Genomic DNA, 20,904 nt, shown 5'->3' with positions numbered 1-20,904 from the left:
ATACTATTTACTACTGTTCAATAACGGTAATAAAAGAAAAGATATTGCACCAAAAACAACTATCATAAGAGTCTGTGCTATCCATATAATCCACCCAAACGCATCACCAGACACTGCGCTTATGCCAAAGATAGCTAATGCACTGCTTACTGCAATGGGGTAAAGACCTATACCGCCATTGGTTGTTGCCATGGCAAAAGCCCCAGCCACAAAGGCGACCAAGAGTTGGCTGAGTGTAAGTGAAATAGTTTCTGGGACGGTAAATTTTATAATCCAAAGCATGCCTATATAACATCCCCAAATGAAAAAAGTATGAAAAATAAATAGCCATTTATTTTTCATTTTAAAAATACTGAACACTCCGTCAAGAAGTCCTTTTACAAATGTTTTAATTTTTTTGGCAAATGCATTTTTAGACTTTTTAATTATAAAAATAAAGACAAAGAATAGAGCTATGCCAGCTAATGCGAGAAGTATGAGTCCGGTTGCATTAAAGCCACGTTCTTGAAGAATACCCATAATAACATCGGTCTGTAGCAAAAATGCCACTGCTACTATTAAAAGTAACATAATTACGTCTATTACCCTTTCTGTTACAATAGTGCCAAATCCTTTTTCAAAAGGAACGTTTTCGTATGTTGTAAGTGCTGTAGCCCGTAATATCTCGCCAGTTCTGGGAATACCTAAATTGGCAAAATAAGAAGTTAAAATAATTAAGATGTTATTTATGAGTTTAGGCTTATATCCTAATGGTTCTAAAAGATAATTCCAGCGAACCGCTCTAGAAATATGCCCTAGTATGCCTAATAAAACAGAAAGAAATACATAAAGCGGATTCGCTTCTTTTATGTAAAAGATGATTTCTTTTCTATTTTCTGGCGTTGTTGAATTGTAAGAGTACCAAACTAAAAAAACTCCCAATGCAATTGGGAGTATGGTCTTAAGATTTTTTTTTAGGGTATTCGTCAACTTTTAGGTTAAAAGATTATTTGCTTCGTTAGGGAAAACTAAAGAAGGGTTGAATTTTTTTGCATCTTCAATATCCATCCAAGTATAAGAAATTAAAATTAAAATATCACCTACAGATACTTTTCTTGCTGCGGCTCCATTTAGAGTGATTTCTCCACTTTTTCTTGGACCAGGGATAATGTAGGTTTCTAATCTTTCGCCATTGTTATTATTGACAATCTGAACTTTTTCGCCACGAATAAAATTTGCGGCATCCATTAAATCTTCATCAATAGTAATACTACCTACATAATTGAGGTCGGCACCAGTAACTTTTACTCGATGTATTTTTGATTTAACTACTTCTATTTGCATAACTTATACTAGTTTAAGGCGATATTATCTATGAGTCTTACGTCTTCAACGTAAACGGCAATAAACGCCCTGTATTTTATATTATTTATTTTATTTTGAATTGGGGTTAATGTTTCAATATCTGTAATATCAAAATATTCTAACTGAAATTCGTCAGTTTTTTCAAACTCATTAATTACCCAATCTTTTACGTTTAGTGCATTTTCCATGCCAAATTTTATTTTGGCAGTTTTTAATGTATCATATATAAATGCAGCTTTAAGTCGTATTTTTTCGCTTAACCTTTCGTTTCTTGAGCTCATTGCCAAGCCATGGTCTTCCCTAACAATCTCACAACCAATTATCTCGACAGGTATATGTTGTATTTCGGTAAGTTTTTGAATGATACGTAATTGTTGAAAATCTTTCTCTCCAAAATAAGCTCTTGTAGGTTTCACAGTTTTAAGAAGCTCTTCTACTATTGTGCCGACACCATTAAAATGGTCATCTCTAAATTCGCCTTCCATGACTTTGTCAAGTCCTTCAAAATCATAGATTTTTGGAATAATAGTGTCTGGGTATATTTCGGCTACATCTGGCGCAAAAACAATAATATCATCTGAAATAGCTGAAATTAATTGAACATCAGATACTAAAGTTTTTGGGTATTTGTCTAAATCTTCTTTATTATTAAATTGAGTAGGGTTGACAAAAATACTTACAACGACATTCTTATTTTCTTCAACCGCTTTTTGTATGAGCGAAGCATGCCCCTTATGTAGCGCGCCCATAGTGGGTACAAGACCTAAGTCTTGATTGTTGCCTAATTTATTTAGTTCTTCTGTTAGCTTGGTTTTGGTCTGTATTACCGGCATTGAAAGGTTCATTAGCGAGCAAACTTACTATAATTACTGCTAATCTCTATATTTTTTGTAATTTTGCAGTTGCGTTTCAGTGAAAAATAAAATATAACCTCTATGAATGGTAAAAAGATATTATTTGTATCTTCTGAATTAGTTCCTTACTTACCCGAAAACGAAGTTTCCCTAATGTCTTATGAAACACCTAGAATGGTCAACAGCAATGGTGGTCAGATCAGGATTTTCATGCCTAGATACGGGAACATTAACGAAAGAAGGCATCAATTACACGAAGTAATTAGATTATCAGGTATGAACTTGGTCATCAATGATATGGATATGCCATTGATTATTAAGGTTGCATCTATACCTAAAGAGAGAATTCAAGTTTACTTCATCGATAACGAAGAGTACTTTAAGCGTAAAGCTACATTTACAGATAAGGAAGGAAACCTTTTTCCAGATAACGACCAACGTGCAATTTTCTTTGCAAAAGGAGTTATGGAAACGGTTAAAAAATTAAATTGGTCACCAGACATCATTCATGTTCATGGGTGGATGGCGAGTTTATTGCCATTATATCTTAAGAAATACTACGCTGATGAGCCACTTTTTGCAGATAGTAAAATAGTATTGTCTGTTTACGGTAAAACTTTTGAAGGCTCTTTAGATAAGGATATGGTAAAAAGAATTGCTTTTGATGGTATTCCAGAAGAAGCGATTGCATCTTTAAGTGATCCTACTTATAATAATTTGTTAAAAGTAGCTGTTGATTATTCTGATGCAGTTATTTTAGCTTCGGAAGATATTCCAGAAGAATTAGAAAACCATATATCCAACCAAGAAAAACCAGTGTTGCCATATGTTCCTGTTCAAGAATTTGAAGAGGCTTATGCTAATTTTTATAACACCGAAGTTTTAAAATAATCTGAATGAATTTTATTGCTAATTCCGCTCTTCCCAAATTTTCGGGATTGTTATTGATATTGGGTCTTTTGGTTTCTTGTGAACAAGATTTGACTACCGTAGGTTCTGGTGTAGTTGGTAATGAACCATTTACTACCGGTACAGAAGTGTATGATGTTTTTGCATATAATAAGAACATTGAGGCTGTACAGACCAATAAATTGCCAATATATCAATTAGGTACTTATAACGATCCTATCTATGGTAAAACAGAGGCTTCAGTAACATCTCAAATATTCCTTAGTGCGGCAAGCCCTTCTTTTGGAAGTTTTTCTCAAGATAAAGAAGATAGGGAAGGACTAGAAGATGAATCGATTACAACTGTGCAGGAAAATGAAACTATTAAAGAGGTATATCTTTATATTCCTTTTTTGACAAACACCAGTTCGTTGGATAGTGATGGTGATGGGGTTGTAGATGAATTTGATGCAGAGCCGGAAAATAGTGATAATGACAATGATGGCGACGGAGTTTCTAATATTATTGAAACTGCATCTAATACCGATCCTTTAGATGATACTAGTGTAGATGAAGATCGTGATGGTTTAAATGATCCAGATGGAGCAAATATCTTTACAAATAACTTTGCTGAAAAAGTAGAATTAGATAGTATTTACATTAATGGTGAAAACTATGATGATGTAGTTAAATCTCCATTGCCTTCTTTTAATTTAAAGGTAGAACGGTCAACTTTTTTCTTACGTGATTTAGATCCTAATGCAAGTTTTCAAGAGGCACAGGAATATTATTCTAATCAAGTTTTTTCGCCAGATTTTGTTACAGGCGACCCATTGTTTGATGGCGTTGTTGAAATTAATGATGAAGAAATATTAATACAGAATGAAGACGATGAATCTACTGAAGATGTAGATGAGTCCTTAACATTTACCAAGGTTCAGCCAGGTATTAGAGTGGCATTGGATAATGAGTTTTTTCAAACTAATATTCTAGATAAAGAGGGAGATTCAGAATTAATAAGTCAGTCAAATTTCACTGAGTTCATTCGTGGACTCCACTTTTCAATTACCAGTGATACTGGTAATGATGTAATGCTATTGTTTGACTTAAAAAGTTCTAATATTACTATGACTTATAGTTATACCAACTATGATACTAATAGTACTACTGACGATATAAGTGACGATAACCCAAATAATATTTTAGAGAAAGATTTTACGTTTTCATTCTTAACGGGGAGTACAAGTGGTGCTGTTTCTGGTAATGCGGTAAATACCTTAATTACAGAAAACTACGGTCCTCAGATTGTTCAGGCGTTAGATAGCGGCGAGAATGCATCAAGAGTATATTTAAAAGGAGGTTCGGGTACTTATGCTGAAATTAATCTTTTTGAAGAAGATGGTGGTGAAAGTATATTAGAACAAATTAAAAGTGAAAACTGGGTTATAAATGAAGCTAATTTGGTTTTTTATATAGATAGAGATCAGTTAGATGCTTCTGGTAGTAAGCTAGAGCCGCCAAGACTTTATTTATATAATGCAGAGAATAAATTCCCTTTGATAAATACGTTGACAGAGCAGATTGATACTGATTCGCCTGCATTATTTGGCACTTATCTTAATTATGATGGCATTATAGAGAAATCTAGCGATAAGGGTGTTAAGTACTCTGTTAAAATAACAGACCATATCAATAACATGGTAGTTAGAGACTCTACGAATGCAACTTTAGCATTGACATTAACTACTAATATCCAAAATTGGAGTATTGCTGATGCAAAAGTGGTAGGTGGTGAAGAGAGGCTAGCAATGACTTCTACAGTTACTCCGTTAGGTACCATTCTTTATGGAAGTAATCTTGAAGCTACAGATCCTGATTTTGACAAAAGGTTAAAACTTGAGATATCATATACTAAAGCAGATTAGAAAATACTTTTAGTATAGTGTTCCAATTTTGTTGGAAGTTTATATACCACTTCCGAATAATTGACGTTGTATAATCTAAATGGTCTAAATATTAGGCTAGGTCGTATATCTAATGTTCGAATAAATATTGGATAAAATTTTCAAATTGTAGGTATTATGTGTGGAATTGTTGGATATATAGGGTATAGGGAAGCTTTTCCTATAGTTATAAAAGGACTTCAAAGATTAGAATATCGTGGTTATGATAGTGCGGGTATTGCATTGTTTGATGGTAACCAGATCAATCTAGCCAAAACAAAAGGTAAGGTTGAAGATTTAAAAAATAAAGCTAAAGAGATTTCTCAAAAGGGTACTATTGGTATAGGTCATACCCGTTGGGCAACCCATGGTGTTCCAAATGATGTTAATTCGCATCCTCATTATTCTAATTCAGGTGAGTTAGTAATAATTCACAATGGTATTATTGAAAACTATGAGGCGATAAAACAAGAGTTGACTAAGCGTGGTTATATATTTCACTCTGACACAGATACAGAAGTTTTAATTAATTTAATAGAAGAAGTTCAAAAGACTGAAGATGTTAAATTAGGTAAGGCTGTGCAGATTGCACTTAATCAAGTAGTAGGTGCTTATGCTATTGCAGTTTTTGATAAGAAAAAACCAGATGAAATTGTAGTTGCTAAATTAGGTAGTCCTTTAGCTATTGGAATTGGTGAAGGGGAATTTTTCATCGCTTCAGATGCATCTCCTTTTATCGAGTTTACTAATAATGCTGTTTATCTTGAAGATGAGGAGATGGCGATTATTCGATTAGGAAAAGAAATTAAGCTTAGAAAAATTAAAGATGATTCAGTTGCTTATCCAAGAATTTTGGAGCTTCAGATGAATCTTGAGGAGATTGAAAAAGGTGGTTATGATCACTTTATGTTGAAAGAGATATATGAGCAACCAAGAGCTATAAAAGATACGTATAGAGGTCGTTTGTTGGCTGATCAAGGTATAATCAGAATGGCGGGAATTGACCTTAACATGGAAAAATTCTTAAACGCTAATAGAATTATTATAGTAGCATGTGGTACTTCATGGCATGCAGGTTTAGTTGCTGAGTATATATTTGAAGATTTGGCAAGAATTCCTGTAGAGGTAGAATATGCATCAGAATTTAGATATAGAAACCCTGTTATAACAGATAAAGATGTTTTAATTGCTATATCACAATCTGGTGAAACAGCAGATACTTTGGCAGCTATTAAGTTAGCTAAAGAAAAGGGTGCTTTCGTTTTTGGGGTGTGTAATGTAGTAGGCTCTTCTATTGCAAGAGAATCAGATGCCGGGGCGTATACACATGCTGGACCAGAAATTGGTGTTGCATCTACAAAAGCATTTACTACTCAAATTACCGTTTTAACGCTAATGGCATTAAAATTGGCTAAGGCGAAAGGTGTTTTTTCTGAGTCTAGGTATCATGAATATTTAACTGAATTAGAAACAATTCCGAGTAAAGTTGAAAAGGCATTAGAATCGAATACATTGATTGAAATAATTGCTGATGTTTATAAAGATTCAACTAACTGTCTCTATTTAGGTAGGGGTTATAATTTTCCGGTAGCATTAGAAGGTGCTCTAAAGTTGAAAGAGATTAGTTACATTCATGCAGAGGGTTATCCTGCTGCAGAAATGAAGCACGGTCCTATAGCATTAATCGATGAGCATATGCCTGTTTTTGTAATTGCAACTAAAAAGGGGCATTACGAAAAGGTAGTAAGCAATATTCAAGAAATTAAATCTAGAAAAGGTAAGATTATTGCAATCGTTACTGAAGGTGATGAGCAAGTTAGAGATTTGGCAGATCATGTAATTGAGGTGCCTGAAACTTTAGAAAGCTTAACGCCGTTGTTAACTACAATTCCATTGCAATTACTTTCTTATCATATTGCAGTAATGAGAAATTGTAATGTAGATCAACCAAGAAACCTTGCTAAATCGGTTACGGTAGAATAAAATTTAAATTTTAGAAGATTATAAAGGGACGTGATTTATTTCACGTCCCTTTTTTATTTGTATGTGCTTCTTTTTTATGTAGATAAATCAATTTTGGAGAGAATTTCTAAGGATTGTTATAGTTAAGTTAATTGCGTATTTCTTAAAATTAAGCATATTTGGTTACGAGAATTTTACTATGCACGCATAATTTTTTTCAAATTCTTATAGTTCGTTTAAAATAATCTGTATCTTAACCCTCAACTAATTTTAAACTTTAATTAAGAATGAGAACAATACTACTTTTAGCATTGATGGTTATTGGTACTTTTGGGTATTCCCAAACCAATATCAATGGTAATGTTGTTGACCAGAACAACGAGCCTATACCTGGGGCCAATGTTGTTATTGTTGGCACAACCATTGGTACTGTAACAGATTTTGATGGTAATTTCAATTTAGCAACATCCGAAGTGCCACCTTTTAAAATAGAGGTGTCAAGTATTGGGTATACTAGTACTACAGAAGCTATCTCTAGTGCAAGTCAAACAATAACGATTATTTTAAACGAGTCGCAAACTTTTTTAGACGAGGTTGTTATTTCAGCATCTAGAACACCAGAACGTATTTTCGAATCGCCGGTTACGGTAGAAAGAATAGGTGTTTCTGAAATAAAGAACACAACGGCTGCCGATTTCTATGGTGGACTAGAGAATTTAAAAGGTGTTGATGTAAACACGAATAGTTTAACTTTTAAATCTGTTAACACTAGAGGTTTTGCTTCTTTTGCAAATACTCGTTTTATGCAACTTGTAGATGGTATGGATAACTCTACGCCAGCATTAAACTTCCCTATTGGTAACTTGGTAGGTATGGTTGAAACAGATGTACTAAGTGTTGAATTATTGCCAGGTGCTTCTTCTGCATTATATGGTGCAAATGCCTTTAATGGTATTTTGTTCATGCGTAGTAAGAGTCCGTTCGATTATGAAGGTATCAGTGTTTCTATTAAACAAGGTATTACTTCTCAGCAAGCGGCTGGTGATAACTCTTATACTGATTTCGGTATTAGAGCAGCACATAAGTTCAGTGATAAATTTGCTGTGAAAGTTAATTTCGGTTATTTAAAAGGAACTGATTGGGCTGCAAATAATCAAGATGATAAAACTACGCCAGGCGGTACTAGAGCTGATTTGAACTATGACGGGGTAAATATTTATGGAGATGAGGTTTCTACAAACATAAAAGAAGTAGCGCTTACTTTAGAAGGTCTGGGTATTTTACCTTCTGGTGCAAATGCATTGGTTCCTTCAGAAGTAGTAAGTAGAACTGGTTATAGAGAAAGTGATCTTACAAATTATAATGCTGAAAGCATAAAAGCTGATTGGGGTTTGTACTATAGACCTATTGAAGATAATAGTTTAGAGCTTTCTTATGTTGGTAAAGTGGGTACGGGTAACACAATTTATCAAGGTACTAATAGATATAATATAAAGGGCTTCTTTCAAGAACAACATAAGCTTGAAATTAAAAACGATAACTTTTTTGTAAGAGGTTATATGGTTGGCGATAAGTCAGGTGACTCTTACGATATGGTGTTTACGGGTATCAATATTAACAGAGCATGGAAAGATGACAATACTTGGTTCGGTGAGTATACAGGTACATATGTGCAGGCTACTTTAGGAGGAGCTACAGATGAGCAGGCACATGCTGCCGCTAGAGCTCAAGCAGAATCTGGACGATATTTACCAGGTTCACCTGAATTTGAAGCAGCTTTTAATAGAAGTGTTGCTGATCCAGATTTATCTACAGGTTCAAAATTTCAAGATGCATCAAAATACTACCATGCAGATGCTAATTATAACTTTAGTCATTTAATTGATTGGGCAGAAATTCAATTAGGTGGTTCTTTTAGAGAATACGACTTAAATTCTTCAGGAACTATCTATACAGATTTCGACGGACCAATTAGGTATTCTGAATTTGGAATATATTCTCAGGTTCAAAAAACACTTCCTTTTGAAGGTGATAAGAGTTTAAAACTAACAGGTTCGGTTAGATATGATAAATCAGAGCTTTTTGATGGTTTTTATTCTCCAAGATTATCTGCAGGTTATACATTGAGCAGAAATCATAATATTAGAGCATCTGCGCAAACAGGCTTTAGAAATCCTACTACTCAAGATCTTTTCATAGGCTTAAATGCCGGTAGAGCAATACTTGTTGGTTCTGCAGAGAGTAACTTGGACAGATATACAAGAGATTATGCTGTAAGTGCCAGTGGTCAACTTTTGGGTCAGCCATCACAAATTACACAAACTGGTGGTGCTGCATATACTAATTCATATTCTGCAGCTTCGGTAACAGCCCTTGGTGAAACAGGAAACCCTGCAGTATTAGAAGTTTCTAATCCAGATTTAATTAAGCCAGAAAAAGTTACCTCTTTTGAAATTGGGTACAGAGGTAAGATTAATAAGCTGGTTGTAGACTTTAGTACTTATTATAACAGTTACGAAGATTTCATTTCTCAAGAGGTGGTAATTGCTCCATTTTATGGTGAAGCAGGTGATGGTGCACTTTCTGTAGCGGCAATTGCAAATGGAGATTTTCAAGCATACAGTGCTTACACGAATACAGATGCAAATGTAAATTCATACGGAGCATCTTTAGGTTTGGATATGAAAGTACTTGGTAACTTTGATTTAGGTGGTAGCTATACCTTTACTAAGTTAGATTTTGACCGTGAGGCTAATCCAGATGTAATGTTGAATTTCAACACACCAGAGCACAAGTTCAAGGCATCTTTTGGAAACAAAGAGTTATTTGATAATTTCGGATTTAATGTGTCGTACAGATTTAGTGATGATTATTTCTGGGAAGCTACTTTTGGTAATGGCGTTGTTCCGGAATTTCATGTGGTAGATGCGCAAATTAATTATGATGTGCCAAGTATTAAATCTACTTTTAAATTAGGAGGTACGAACCTTACTAATAAAGAATACTTCACAGCATTCGGTACTGGATATATTGGTTCTATGTACTACCTATCTTGGACAATTAACAACTAATTAAAATTAAAAGTTGAAATGAAAAACTTAAAATATTTATACATTTCTTTAGGTATATTGGCTTTTACGGCTTGTAATGACCCTGAAGATGTTGACCTTGAGCCAGAAATAATGGCTGAAGAGCTACCTGCCTTAACTGCGGGATCAGCAGATTTTTCTAATTATGTTTCTTTAGGAAATTCATTAACAGCAGGTTTTACAGATGGTGCCTTGTTTCAAGCAAGTCAGAACCTTTCTCTTCCTAATTTACTTTCTCAAAAATTCAGTCTTGCTGGTGGTGGTAGTTTTGCTCAACCATTAACAAATGATAACATTGGTGGTTTGGCACTTGCTGGTACTCGAATTCAAAGCCCTAGATTGGTTTTTGGTGGTGCAGGTCCAGTATCTTTAGAAGATTTGATTGGAGATGTAACGGTTACAACTGATATTGCATTGAACAATCCAACAGGTCCTTTTAATAATTTAGGAGTACCTGGTGCAAAAAGTTTTCACTTATTAGCACCTGGTTATGGTAACATAGCTAACGTGCAACTGGGTCTTGCTAATCCTTATTTCGTAAGAATGACGGGTGCAACACCAGATATTAGTGTTTTAGAAATGGCAGTAAGCCAAGCACCGAGCTTTTTCTCTCTTTGGATAGGTAATAATGATGTGTTAGGATATGCTACTACAGGTGGTGACGGTACAAACCCTATAACTCCTGTTTCAGGAGCGCCAGGTCAAGGTTTTGATGGTAGTTACGGAGCTTTAATTGCTACATTAACTGCTGGAGGAGCGCAGGGTGTAGTTGCAAATATTCCTAATGTTACAGATGTACCACATTTTACAACGGTACCTCACAATCCTTTAGATCCTACTAATCCAGATTTTGGAGGACAAATAGCGACATTAAATGGAATATTCGGACAGTTAAATCAAGTTTATGAATTTTTAGGAGTTCCAGAACGTTCAATTAAATTTTCTGAAACCAAGGCAAGTGAAGTAGTTATCAGAGATGAAACATTAACAGACTTATCAGCTCAAATTGCTGGCGTATTAAGTGCTAGTCCAACGTTCCCTGCATTTGTAGAGTCATTTGGCTTACCGGCACAGGCAGCGCCTTTAGTTGCTGGATTGTTGGGTAATACTTATGGTCAAACAAGAGAAGCTACGGCTTCAGATTTATTTGTATTACCAAGTGCTGCAATAATAGGAACTGTGAATTTAGAATCTGTAGGTGCTTTAATGGCGGCAGGTTTGCCACAAGCATTAGCAGGTCAGTTTTCTGTTGAAGGTATCTCTCTTCCTTTAGAAGACAAATGGGTGTTGATACCTAGCGAGCAAGAAGAAATTGCGGTAGCTACGGCAGCATTTAATCAAATTATTGAAGCTACAGCTAGTCAAGCAGGTTTGGCTTTTGTAGATGCAAATATTTTATTGAATCAATTAGCTAATGGTGGTATTACTAGTGGAGATTTCACTTTACAATCAAATTTAGTAACAGGTGGAGCCTTCTCTTTAGACGGTATTCATCCAACAGCTAGAGGTTATGCATTGTTGGCAAATGAGTTTATGATGGCAATTGATGCTACTTATGGCTCTAATTTTGCGGATTCAGGTAGTTTGTTGAATGTAGGCGATTACCCTACTAACTACCCAGCTACACTGCAATAGACGTATATATAATAGTAAGATTTAAAAGGTGCTTAATAGGCACCTTTTTACTTTTGTAAAAAAGGAAAAAAACAATTTTTCTTTAAAATTGAAAACTATATCTTTGCAGCCTGAAAATGAGAGCATTTTTCAGGATATATTAAACGTAATACATAAACATATAAGTAATGTCAAAAGTTACAGGTAAAGTTTCGCAAATCATTGGACCCGTGGTTGATGTAGAATTTCAGTCAGGTGCTGATCTTCCTAGAATCTATGATTCCTTAGAAATTGTAAAAAAGGATAACTCGATTTTAGTATTAGAAGTACAATCTCATGTAGGTGAAAACACGGTAAGAACTATCTCAATGGATTCTACTGATGGTTTAAGCAGAGGAGTAGATGTAGTTGCTACAGGAAGTGCGATACAAATGCCGGTAGGTGATGATGTATACGGTCGTTTATTCAATGTTATTGGTGATGCTATTGATGGTTTAGGTAATTTGCCTAAAGCAGGAAAAGCTGGTCTTCCAATACATAGAGAAGCGCCAAAATTTGAAGATCTTTCAACTTCTACTGAAGTTTTATTTACAGGTATTAAAGTAATCGATTTGATTGAGCCTTATGCAAAAGGTGGTAAAATTGGATTATTTGGTGGTGCTGGAGTAGGTAAAACAGTATTGATTCAAGAATTGATCAACAACATTGCAAAAGGTCATGGTGGTCTTTCTGTATTTGCTGGGGTAGGTGAAAGAACTCGTGAAGGAAATGATTTACTTCGTGAGATGTTAGAATCAGGTATTATAAAATACGGTGATGATTTCATGCATTCTATGGAAGAAGGCGGATGGGATCTTACCAAAGTTGATAAAGAAGCAATGAAAGGTTCAAAAGCGACATTCGTTTTTGGTCAAATGAACGAACCACCAGGAGCACGTGCTAGAGTTGCACTTTCAGGTTTGACGATTGCTGAGTATTTCCGTGATGGAGCAGGTGAAGGTCAAGGTAAAGATGTACTTTTCTTCGTTGATAACATTTTCCGTTTTACACAAGCAGGTTCAGAGGTATCGGCATTATTAGGTCGTATGCCATCTGCTGTAGGTTACCAACCAACTTTGGCAACAGAGATGGGTGCTATGCAAGAGCGTATTACATCAACAAAAAGAGGTTCTATTACTTCTGTACAGGCGGTTTACGTACCTGCAGATGATTTAACGGATCCAGCACCGGCAACAACGTTTGCTCACTTAGATGCAACAACGGTATTATCTCGTAAAATTGCTGAGCTAGGTATTTACCCAGCAGTTGATCCTTTAGATTCTACGTCAAGAATTTTAACAGCTGATATTTTAGGTGATGAGCATTATGATTGTGCTCAAAGGGTAAAAGAGCTTTTACAACGTTATAAAGAACTTCAAGATATTATTGCCATTTTAGGTATGGAAGAATTGTCTGAAGAAGATAAATCTGCCGTAGGTAGAGCAAGACGTGTACAACGTTTCTTATCTCAACCTTTCCACGTAGCAGAGCAATTTACAGGTCTTAAAGGAGTATTAGTTGATATTAAAGAGACTATTAAAGGATTTAACATGATTATGGATGGTGAATTAGATCACTTACCAGAATCTGCTTTTAACCTTAAAGGTACTATTGAAGAAGCTATTGAAGCTGGTGAAAAAATGTTGACTGAAGCTTAAATCTAGTAAACAGTTTACGGTAGCAGTTTGCAGTTTTGCATTCTATTACTGAACACTGATTACTGAATACTGAAAAAATATGTATTTAGAAATTGTATCACCAGAAGCAACATTATTTGCTGGCGAAGTAACTTCGGTTACGGTACCAGGTATAAATGGTGAGTTTCAAATGTTAAAAGATCACGCTCCAATTGTATCATTGTTACAAGAAGGTAAGGTCAAGATTACAGGTAATATTTCTTTAGATGAAGAATATGCCTCTAAGTTCACTAAAGATGCTAGCGGTAGTACAGTATTACAAATTTCTAGCGGTACTATTGAGCTTAAGAATAATAGAGTTATTGTACTTGCAGATTAGTTAGTACTTTAATTAATAAATTTAAAAGGCTACACTGAAAAGTGTAGCCTTTTTTTATTCCTTTTCATATGCTAAAATATCTGCAGGTTGGCAGTCTAATGCTTTACAAATGGCTTCTAGTGTAGAAAAACGTATTGCTTTAGCTTTGCCTGATTTTAGAATAGAAAGGTTGGCTTCTGTAATGCCAATCATTTCAGCAAGTTCTTTGCTTTTTAGGTTCCTTTCAGATAATACGTTGTCTAAGTTTACGACTATACTCATAGTTATATGGTTAGATCGTTTTCAGATTGTACGGTATAGCCCTTTTGAAATACGTAAGTAAGAAATAGAGAAATCATTCCAAAGATAATCAGTAGAATAAGGTTGTGTATATTTCTAAATTCAGTCTTATGCATTATTGGGTAATGGATAAGAAAGTATAAAATAGGACCAATTACTAAATTAAGAATGGTTAAGAATTTTAGATTTTTTATGATGCCTTTATTAAATATGACAGTTTGTTTTAGGGCTTTAAAAATATTAGAAAGTAAATAGAGCAGTAGAATTCCGAAAATTAAAATTAGGGTAATCGTTAGGATGTCACTAAACTGATAATCACCTTGTATAGAATTTCCAGTAAGGGGAATTTTCATATTGAATCTACCATCCTGTACAGTAAATCTATTTGTAACAAAAGCAAATTCCATATAGATTAGAAAAGCTAAGAGTACGATTGAAATACTTCTGAATATATAATAGAAGAATGATGAAAGTGATTTTGGACCGAATATTTTCATTGTATTCTTTTTATATAGTTAAGTCATTGTCAGATTTAAGAGTCGTACCTTTTTCAATTAGTTCAGCAAAAATTAAAGTAATAGTCCCGAGTACTAAAAGGGGAATCCATTGGTATAGTATTTTTAACAGGACCCCAAGAATATAACCAAATTGATATGTTGATGTTTCTTCAGCTAATGGAAAGCTTTGGTCTATTGATTTAATATCTAAGAATATTTCAATTCCAATAAATAAAATAGAAATGAATATAATCACTTTACCTGATAAGTATAATAGTTTATAGCTCTTTTCTGAGAATAATTTATTGTCGTCTAAGGTCCAAGAGAAATATATTAGTTTTAAAAGGAGGTATAGCAAATAGCCTAAAAGTAATTCAATAATTAAACAGATTATGATAAACTCTATATCCGAAAAAAATTGATCGAAATTTATAGATAGGATTTTTTTAAGATTAATTTCTCCATAGACGAAGTACCTAATTATTTTGACCAAAATACCTAAGAAATTTAATCCTAAAGTAAATATTAAACCAACTATAATCCATCTTAATAATTTATAAAATTTTCCCATTATTATTGTTTAACGATAACAAATATATAAAAATTATCGAAAAACAATAATAAAATTAAAAAGAATGATTTGTATTTTATTTTTATTAGTAAAACTATAGAGAGGTATCGATCAAATTTGAATCTTAATTACGTGTCCACATTGTTACAGTTATAGATACAAGCATTACGCTTGAGCTAGCGGCGAGAGTCAATATCTCATATCTCACACATTTTTATAATACGGGTAAAGAGGCTCTATCGTTTTAAGGCGTTCTTTTAACTTATTGTAATACGGAATCCAATCTTTTAGTTGGGGTACCTTATAAAAAACCTCATCACGAGAGGCTACCTTTTCTTCAAAATAAGGATCGGAACAAAGTTTGGAAATAATCAAGCCTCTAAAATCATAATCGGCTAATCCAACCAAAATCTCCTTCCAATATTTTCCTTCGGCCTCTAAGCGGTCCATTTCCTTTAGTACATTGGGCAGGTAGGAGTAGGTATCTATAAAAGCCTGACCGGGACCTTGGGCATAATCCACAATTAAATGGGCCCATTGCCGGAAACCTTCGATTGTGGAAAAGTCTACATTGAATTTTATTTGCTTGTAAGTATTAACAAAATCATTATCAAAAATAGTATCTAGATAATCATCACCAAGCGCTATTTTTGATAAGTCACGATTTGGTAATCCTATTTCTAATATGATATTTTCAACTTTCTTAAATCCAATGTGAAAAACGGTTCCTGAATGCGTGTTGCTTCGTAAAGTAAATGTAAATCCAAGGCGAACAATAATATCCTCATTCTCCTTTATAAAAGAAACAGGTCTTTTACTTTGAAAAATAAATCCTTCATCATTAAACCAAGGCTTACAAACCTTAAATAATTCCTTTTTTCCTTCCGTTAGTTTTATTTCCATTGTCTATAACTTATTTGAGTTTTATATAAACGCGATATCTAAAAACGCGAGGTTCTAGCTTGTCCAGTTACTGTTTTGCATTATTGTAATTTAGTTCTACTCATTTTGTTTCTTAATGTTGTGGGCACAAGCGTAACGCTTGCGCTAGCGTTTATGTTTTCTTATTTCTGCTTGCGCTAGCTAGGTATCCTTTTTACTTACTATTTATACAGTTTCATTTTCTTCTCTTTCAAAAATGTGTAATGTATTATCCCAGTCTAATTGGTAAAGTTTTTCGTTGGCATATTGCGGAATATCTGTACTTTTTAAGGCTTCGTTTTCTGCAAATTGGTGTTTCCAATCTATAGTGTGGGTTTGTTTATTGCTATTAAACAATCTAAACCTCTATTTATGTGTTCTTTGATTGTAGTTTCGGCAGTTGTTATGTAATGCGTCTGGGTTACTACAAAACCCATGGTTCTCTTAACGGTTCGCAAATCGTGTTTGGCAAACTCATCTTTTAAATTTGTTACTTTAAGTTGGGTGGTTTGTAAATCAATTTTCCAAAGGGTAAAGAAGTTAAAACCTACTAAGGTATTTTTTGGAGTATCTAGCTGACAACAATGCGATGGGTTTATGCCGGAAACGGTAAACCTATCCATTGTGTAGCTTTCTGGGTACGTAGACCATTTGTGCAATAATTTACCTGTCTGGAGTTCTAAGGCAATGATTACGCCTGAAAAACAAGAAACCAACAGCATATTGTTATATACGCCGATGAATTTATCTACCTCATAAAGGCGTTCTTCTTTTTTATCATACAGCCAAGTACCTAATTCTGAAAGGTTGAACTGCCAAAGGAGTTCTGCTGTGGGAAGTGAGCAGGCTTGGAGGTGGTTTTTGTTTTTATTACAATTTACTAGAATACTATTTTCTATTAAATACTTGAATCCAATTAAGTTATTATTTAAATCACTTTCAATCTTTTTACTTTTAAAATCATAAATTTTTAAATTGTATAAAATCTCCCCATTTTCATTAAAATCAATTCTAGGCGATATGATTTTATAATTTTTATTACATAAAATTATATCATTATAAAAAACAAAATTTTTATCAAATTTTTGAATTATTTTAAAATCAGTATTTGTTAGAATGCTGGATTCATTAGTTCTAAAAACAAAATGCAAATATTCTAAATGAATAAAAAAAACATCAAAACTATCTGAAATAATATCTTTAATATTAAAGTTGTTTAAAGTGACTTCTTTATTTTGAAATCTGATTATTTCAAAATTAGTATCGACATCAATACTTTTAACTTTATTTTTCTTATCTAACTTTTTTAGCATTATTGAACTGTAGTAAAATTATATAATTTTGGGTCTAAATTATTTACCCAACCATCAAAAAGGGTTTTCTTAGAATCTTTTATTAAATCTAATTGGTTAACTGGAATATCCCCAAACAAATTATTCCTTAAACTGGAATTCTCCCAAATAGCGTTAAAGATTCTTTGTCCTTTTACAGGGTCAGAAAACAACTCTTTAATTTGGTTTTTAATAAAAGTTTCTCCTCCAGCACCTAATTTACGGGCTTCAAAAATATATTCTAAGTCGTTTAAACTAGAAATATCGGTTAAATAGCCATCTATAAATTTGGGCTCTGTTTATTAGGTTAATGCTCTTCTGTTCCATTAGGCAGGGATTATAAGCTTCAATTTTATTTTTTAACGATAACCTCATAATCCAAATCATAAAAGAAAACATCTGACATGTCAGCTTCTTCTATAGCGTTTTTTAAACGTTCGGATACAATAAACGTGTAACCATCAAATAAGAAATCATATTTCTTTTTTAAACTTAAAGTTGAAGGGTTAAATTCATAATTTTTATAGTTGGCTTTTTTTATCTCAAGCAACTCATCATATGATGACGTTTTTAAGATTGTTATATCGTTTTTGTTATTTTTATTTACTTTTTTAAATACTGAGTTTTCAATACTTAAATGTGGAAAGTTCCATTGTTTTATTGGATAAAATAACCAATATTTATATTTGGTCTTTTTTTGATAGTTGTCAACATTTAGTTCTAAGAATTGATCTTCCGTTAAAGTAAAATCATTTAAAATTTTAAACAATGCATCACTTAGGCAAATTCCTCTTGTAAAAGGTGTAAAAGCAGCTTTATGCCATTTCTGACTTCCGCCACCGCTAGACCATAACATGGTATTGTGCAAAATGGGTTCATTAAAATCTAATTGCTCATGATCTGGAACATTAGTATCTACATACAACTCAATAGGTTTAGGGTTTTCCCACCTTTCTCTATTTCTTAATAAATGTACATCTAACTGCAATCGGGCAATTTCTTCTTGGCTACAGTATAGAAACCAATATTCATCAGGTGAAAAAATTTGATAATACTTCATTATTAATAAGCATCTAAAATTCTGTTTACAGCGGCAATTCTGTCCGGAACGCTATTTATATTTCCTTTTACAGATGGATCTAGAATTGCTTTTAAGTGTTTAGTTTTCATTTTGAATAAAGATTCATAAACTTATCGTTAATTGTTAATCAACCAGTCTTCAAAGAAATCAATTCCCAATCTTGGTCTAAAGAACTGTAAGTGCAAATCTTCTCAAAACCTACGGCATAATGAGCACCTAGTGATCTGTTGTTGGTGGCGTCAACCTCTGTAATTATCGCGTCGTATTTTGGGTAGGAGGCTATTTTCATAGCGCTATAAAGTCCGCGGAAAATACCCATTTTTCTATGGGTCTTAGCAACACAAATTTGCCCCATAGTAATGAAATTTTGAATGTTTACGTTTTCTAATTCAGTAAACATTGGTCTTAAAACAGAAATCTCATCTTTAAAATCTGAGGTCATTGAAAGAGCGTAACCTACAACCTTATCACCATCTTTCGCAATAATATGTGGGCAGGCATTATTCATTCTAGTAAGCACATCTAAAGTGTGGTGAACGGTAACGAAACCTTCTTTTTCCATTTCATCGCTAGAAACAGCTGACTTTAAATTCATCTGCTGTAAAGAAAGAATCTGTATTAATTCTTCATTGGTTTTGGCGGTGGTATATATCAAATTCATTACTCAACTTTTAGCCAAGCTTTACGGGCTTTTAATATTTTTTTAGAAGGAGCTTTTTCATTTTTCTCAACCAAGCTAATAGTATAGTTAGGGTTAGAGGTTAAAGTGACTTCTGTTTTTCTTTCTAAACCATCTCGTAAAAATGTTATTGAAAGGGTGTCTTCTGGTTTGAATTCATCTTCAATAAACGTATTAAATTGAATTCCGTTAGGGAATGATTCGCCATTTATTGAAGTAATGATATCGTCTTTATCTAACCCAGCAAGGTAAGCAGGACTCCCAATTTTGGTATTGCTTCTAATTTTACCGTTTAAATCATCTGTTATAGATACAGCGGCTCCGAAATAGGTTGTTTCGGCGTTTTGAGACAAACTAACACCTACTGTTTTAAATAGTTCATTATACTGCGGCATTTCGCTTTTGTATATAAAACTATTGAAGAAGTTATTACCGAATTCTTTACCAGCATAAAGGTTTAAAGAGTTGTTGAGATTTTCTATGGTATACGGGTTTTCAGATTTTCCGTAGGTATTCCAAACCTGTTTCATGAAATCATCTAAATTCAAGTCTTTCTCCCTTAAAGATAGGTCTAAAGCCAAACCAAGAACACTACCGTAAGAATAGTAAGAAATAAAGGTATTTTCTCTATTTACAGGGTCAACTGAGGTAGATGCATCAACAAAAGGAGCTTGGTAACTCATTTCTATTGGGTTGAAAAATTGTCTGGCAGGTGAATTCCATACATAGTTGAAAGTACCCGTTAATCCCTCCACATATTTTTCTACTGTAATCAATCCTGCTCTGCAAAGTATTAAATTGGTGTAGTAGCTCGTAAAACCTTCTGCAAACCAAAGCTCGCCACTCATATTGGCCTCTTTAAAATTAAAAGGTTCTAAAGATTTTGGTCGTATACGTTCTACATTCCAGCTATGAAAAAACTCATGAGAAACGGTACCAATATTACCCTCCATACCGCCATTTGCTAGAGTTCTGGTACTCGTTAAAATGGTGGAGTTTCTATGCTCCATACCATCACCGGAGGCATTAAGTATATAACAGGCTAAAAAAGTATAAGAACCGTAATCGAAAGAAGGTAGTTCACCAAAAACTTCTTTTTCGGCAAGAACCACTTTTTTTACTTTTTCAAAATATGCGTCTGCTTCTTCTTCGGTACCAGGGTCATGCAACGCTAATTTTATTGTTTGCCCGTCAACATTAAATTCTCGCAGCATATGATTACTTAGCTCCGTTGGACTATCCATAAAATAATACAGATTAGGAGCGCTATAGGTATTTTTTTTTACATGAGGTAATTGCGTAGCTATCTTCCAATTAAGATCATCTCTTGTTTTAAAATCAACTTCAATTTTTCTTTCACTAAGAGAAGGCGCATACATAAATGTTGCCGGAATATTTAAATGAGCATGTGATTCATCTATTTGAGAATAAGTGCCATCGCCTCTGTTTGCAAAAAGGGTATATGAAATTATAACGGTACCATCATGACCAGAAACTTTCCATTCATATGGGTTATTTCTAGTAATCTTCAATGCATTTCCTTTACTGTCATTAGCCTTAAAATTATAAACGTTTTTAGCAAATTCGTGAAGGGCATATCTACCAGGCGAAGTTCTGCTCATTCTTAATGATAAAGTATCTTCAGCTATTTGCTTAAACGTAGCTGATATTTTAGCCTCATGATGAACGGCATTTTCGAAAGAGATGGCGTAGTTGTTGGTTTGTGCAACTAGTTGTACCGATTTGAAACAAAAAAGTAATACTATTATAAGGTAGCGCATACGATGATTTTTAGC

General features: G+C 33.8%; 19 protein-coding genes. 7 read left to right on the top strand and 12 right to left on the bottom strand.

Features of this window, described 5'->3' with window-relative positions:
* Positions 1–3 precede the first annotated feature (3 nt).
* Genes BUC31_RS02430 through panC form a run of 3 tightly spaced genes read right to left on the bottom strand, consistent with a single transcriptional unit; the run spans position 4 to position 2,177 of the window.
* A complete protein-coding gene (locus BUC31_RS02430; protein WP_073240924.1) occupies positions 4–969 on the bottom strand; it encodes a lysylphosphatidylglycerol synthase transmembrane domain-containing protein in 966 nt (321 codons plus the stop codon).
* A 3-nt stretch (positions 970–972) separates the two neighbouring features.
* Positions 973–1,323 carry an aspartate 1-decarboxylase gene (gene panD, locus BUC31_RS02425; RefSeq protein WP_073240922.1) on the bottom strand — a complete coding sequence of 117 codons (351 nt, stop codon included), beginning with the start codon at positions 1,321–1,323 and terminating at the stop codon, positions 973–975.
* Positions 1,324–1,331: 8 nt separating this feature from the next.
* A complete protein-coding gene (gene panC / locus BUC31_RS02420; RefSeq protein WP_073240920.1) occupies positions 1,332–2,177 on the bottom strand; it encodes a pantoate--beta-alanine ligase in 846 nt (281 codons plus the stop codon).
* Positions 2,178–2,279: 102 nt separating this feature from the next.
* On the opposite strand from panC, the gene BUC31_RS02415 reads away from it, so the two are divergent.
* The 7 genes from BUC31_RS02415 to BUC31_RS02385 all read left to right on the top strand — a co-directional run bounded on the left by BUC31_RS02415 (position 2,280) and on the right by BUC31_RS02385 (position 13,749).
* Positions 2,280–3,089 (top strand): glycogen/starch synthase, encoded by an 810-nt coding sequence (locus BUC31_RS02415; RefSeq protein ID WP_073240918.1) that lies wholly within the window; start codon positions 2,280–2,282, stop codon positions 3,087–3,089.
* A 5-nt stretch (positions 3,090–3,094) separates the two neighbouring features.
* Entirely contained in the window at positions 3,095–5,011 is a 1,917-nt protein-coding gene (locus tag BUC31_RS02410) for a DUF4270 domain-containing protein (protein WP_073240916.1), read from the top strand.
* Between the two features lie 156 nt (positions 5,012–5,167).
* Positions 5,168–7,012, top strand: coding sequence for a glutamine--fructose-6-phosphate transaminase (isomerizing) (glmS, locus tag BUC31_RS02405; protein WP_073240914.1), 1,845 nt, complete (start codon positions 5,168–5,170; stop codon positions 7,010–7,012).
* 266 nt (positions 7,013–7,278) lie between these two features.
* Complete coding sequence (locus tag BUC31_RS02400) at positions 7,279–10,062, top strand: TonB-dependent receptor (RefSeq protein WP_073240912.1); 2,784 nt, start codon at positions 7,279–7,281, stop codon at positions 10,060–10,062.
* Between the two features lie 18 nt (positions 10,063–10,080).
* Positions 10,081–11,715, top strand: a complete 1,635-nt coding sequence (locus BUC31_RS02395) for an SGNH/GDSL hydrolase family protein (RefSeq protein ID WP_073240910.1) — start codon at positions 10,081–10,083, stop codon at positions 11,713–11,715.
* Between the two features lie 167 nt (positions 11,716–11,882).
* Positions 11,883–13,391, top strand: a complete 1,509-nt coding sequence (gene atpD / locus BUC31_RS02390; RefSeq protein WP_073240908.1) for a F0F1 ATP synthase subunit beta — start codon at positions 11,883–11,885, stop codon at positions 13,389–13,391.
* Positions 13,392–13,470: 79 nt separating this feature from the next.
* The gene (locus BUC31_RS02385; RefSeq protein WP_073240906.1) at positions 13,471–13,749 is read left to right on the top strand and encodes a F0F1 ATP synthase subunit delta/epsilon; all 279 of its coding nucleotides are present in this window, start codon (positions 13,471–13,473) and stop codon (positions 13,747–13,749) included.
* A gap of 54 nt (positions 13,750–13,803) precedes the next feature.
* Here BUC31_RS02385 and BUC31_RS02380 read toward each other — a convergent pair whose 3' ends face one another.
* The 9 genes from BUC31_RS02380 to BUC31_RS02340 form a co-directional block, all read right to left on the bottom strand.
* Positions 13,804–14,010 (bottom strand): helix-turn-helix domain-containing protein, encoded by a 207-nt coding sequence (locus BUC31_RS02380; protein WP_073240904.1) that lies wholly within the window; start codon positions 14,008–14,010, stop codon positions 13,804–13,806.
* A 2-nt stretch (positions 14,011–14,012) separates the two neighbouring features.
* Complete coding sequence (locus tag BUC31_RS02375; protein ID WP_084134925.1) at positions 14,013–14,525, bottom strand: DUF2975 domain-containing protein; 513 nt, start codon at positions 14,523–14,525, stop codon at positions 14,013–14,015.
* 10 nt (positions 14,526–14,535) lie between these two features.
* Positions 14,536–15,096, bottom strand: coding sequence for a DUF2975 domain-containing protein (locus tag BUC31_RS02370; RefSeq protein WP_073240900.1), 561 nt, complete (start codon positions 15,094–15,096; stop codon positions 14,536–14,538).
* 204 nt (positions 15,097–15,300) lie between these two features.
* Entirely contained in the window at positions 15,301–15,999 is a 699-nt protein-coding gene (locus BUC31_RS02365) for a hypothetical protein (protein WP_073240898.1), read from the bottom strand.
* 204 nt (positions 16,000–16,203) lie between these two features.
* Positions 16,204–16,374 (bottom strand): hypothetical protein, encoded by a 171-nt coding sequence (locus BUC31_RS20230; protein WP_170861917.1) that lies wholly within the window; start codon positions 16,372–16,374, stop codon positions 16,204–16,206.
* Entirely contained in the window at positions 16,341–17,330 is a 990-nt protein-coding gene (locus BUC31_RS02360; RefSeq protein ID WP_073240896.1) for a hypothetical protein, read from the bottom strand. Before BUC31_RS02360 ends, BUC31_RS20230 begins: the two co-directional genes overlap by 34 nt.
* A gap of 370 nt (positions 17,331–17,700) precedes the next feature.
* Positions 17,701–18,408: a hypothetical protein gene (locus tag BUC31_RS02350; RefSeq protein ID WP_073240892.1), complete on the bottom strand. Its 708-nt coding sequence runs from the start codon at positions 18,406–18,408 to the stop codon at positions 17,701–17,703.
* A 148-nt stretch (positions 18,409–18,556) separates the two neighbouring features.
* Positions 18,557–19,090, bottom strand: coding sequence for a GNAT family N-acetyltransferase (locus tag BUC31_RS02345; RefSeq protein WP_073240890.1), 534 nt, complete (start codon positions 19,088–19,090; stop codon positions 18,557–18,559).
* Entirely contained in the window at positions 19,090–20,889 is a 1,800-nt protein-coding gene (locus tag BUC31_RS02340) for a M61 family metallopeptidase (protein WP_073240888.1), read from the bottom strand. The genes BUC31_RS02345 and BUC31_RS02340 overlap by 1 nt, the downstream gene beginning before the upstream one ends.
* Between the last annotated feature and the right edge of the window lie 15 nt (positions 20,890–20,904).

The organism is Maribacter aquivivus (assembly GCF_900142175.1).
In the GTDB taxonomy this organism is placed as follows: Bacteria; Bacteroidota; Bacteroidia; order Flavobacteriales; family Flavobacteriaceae; genus Maribacter; species Maribacter aquivivus.
Note: the sequence above shows the minus strand (reverse complement) of the source record. Positions and strands in the feature narration are given on the sequence as shown.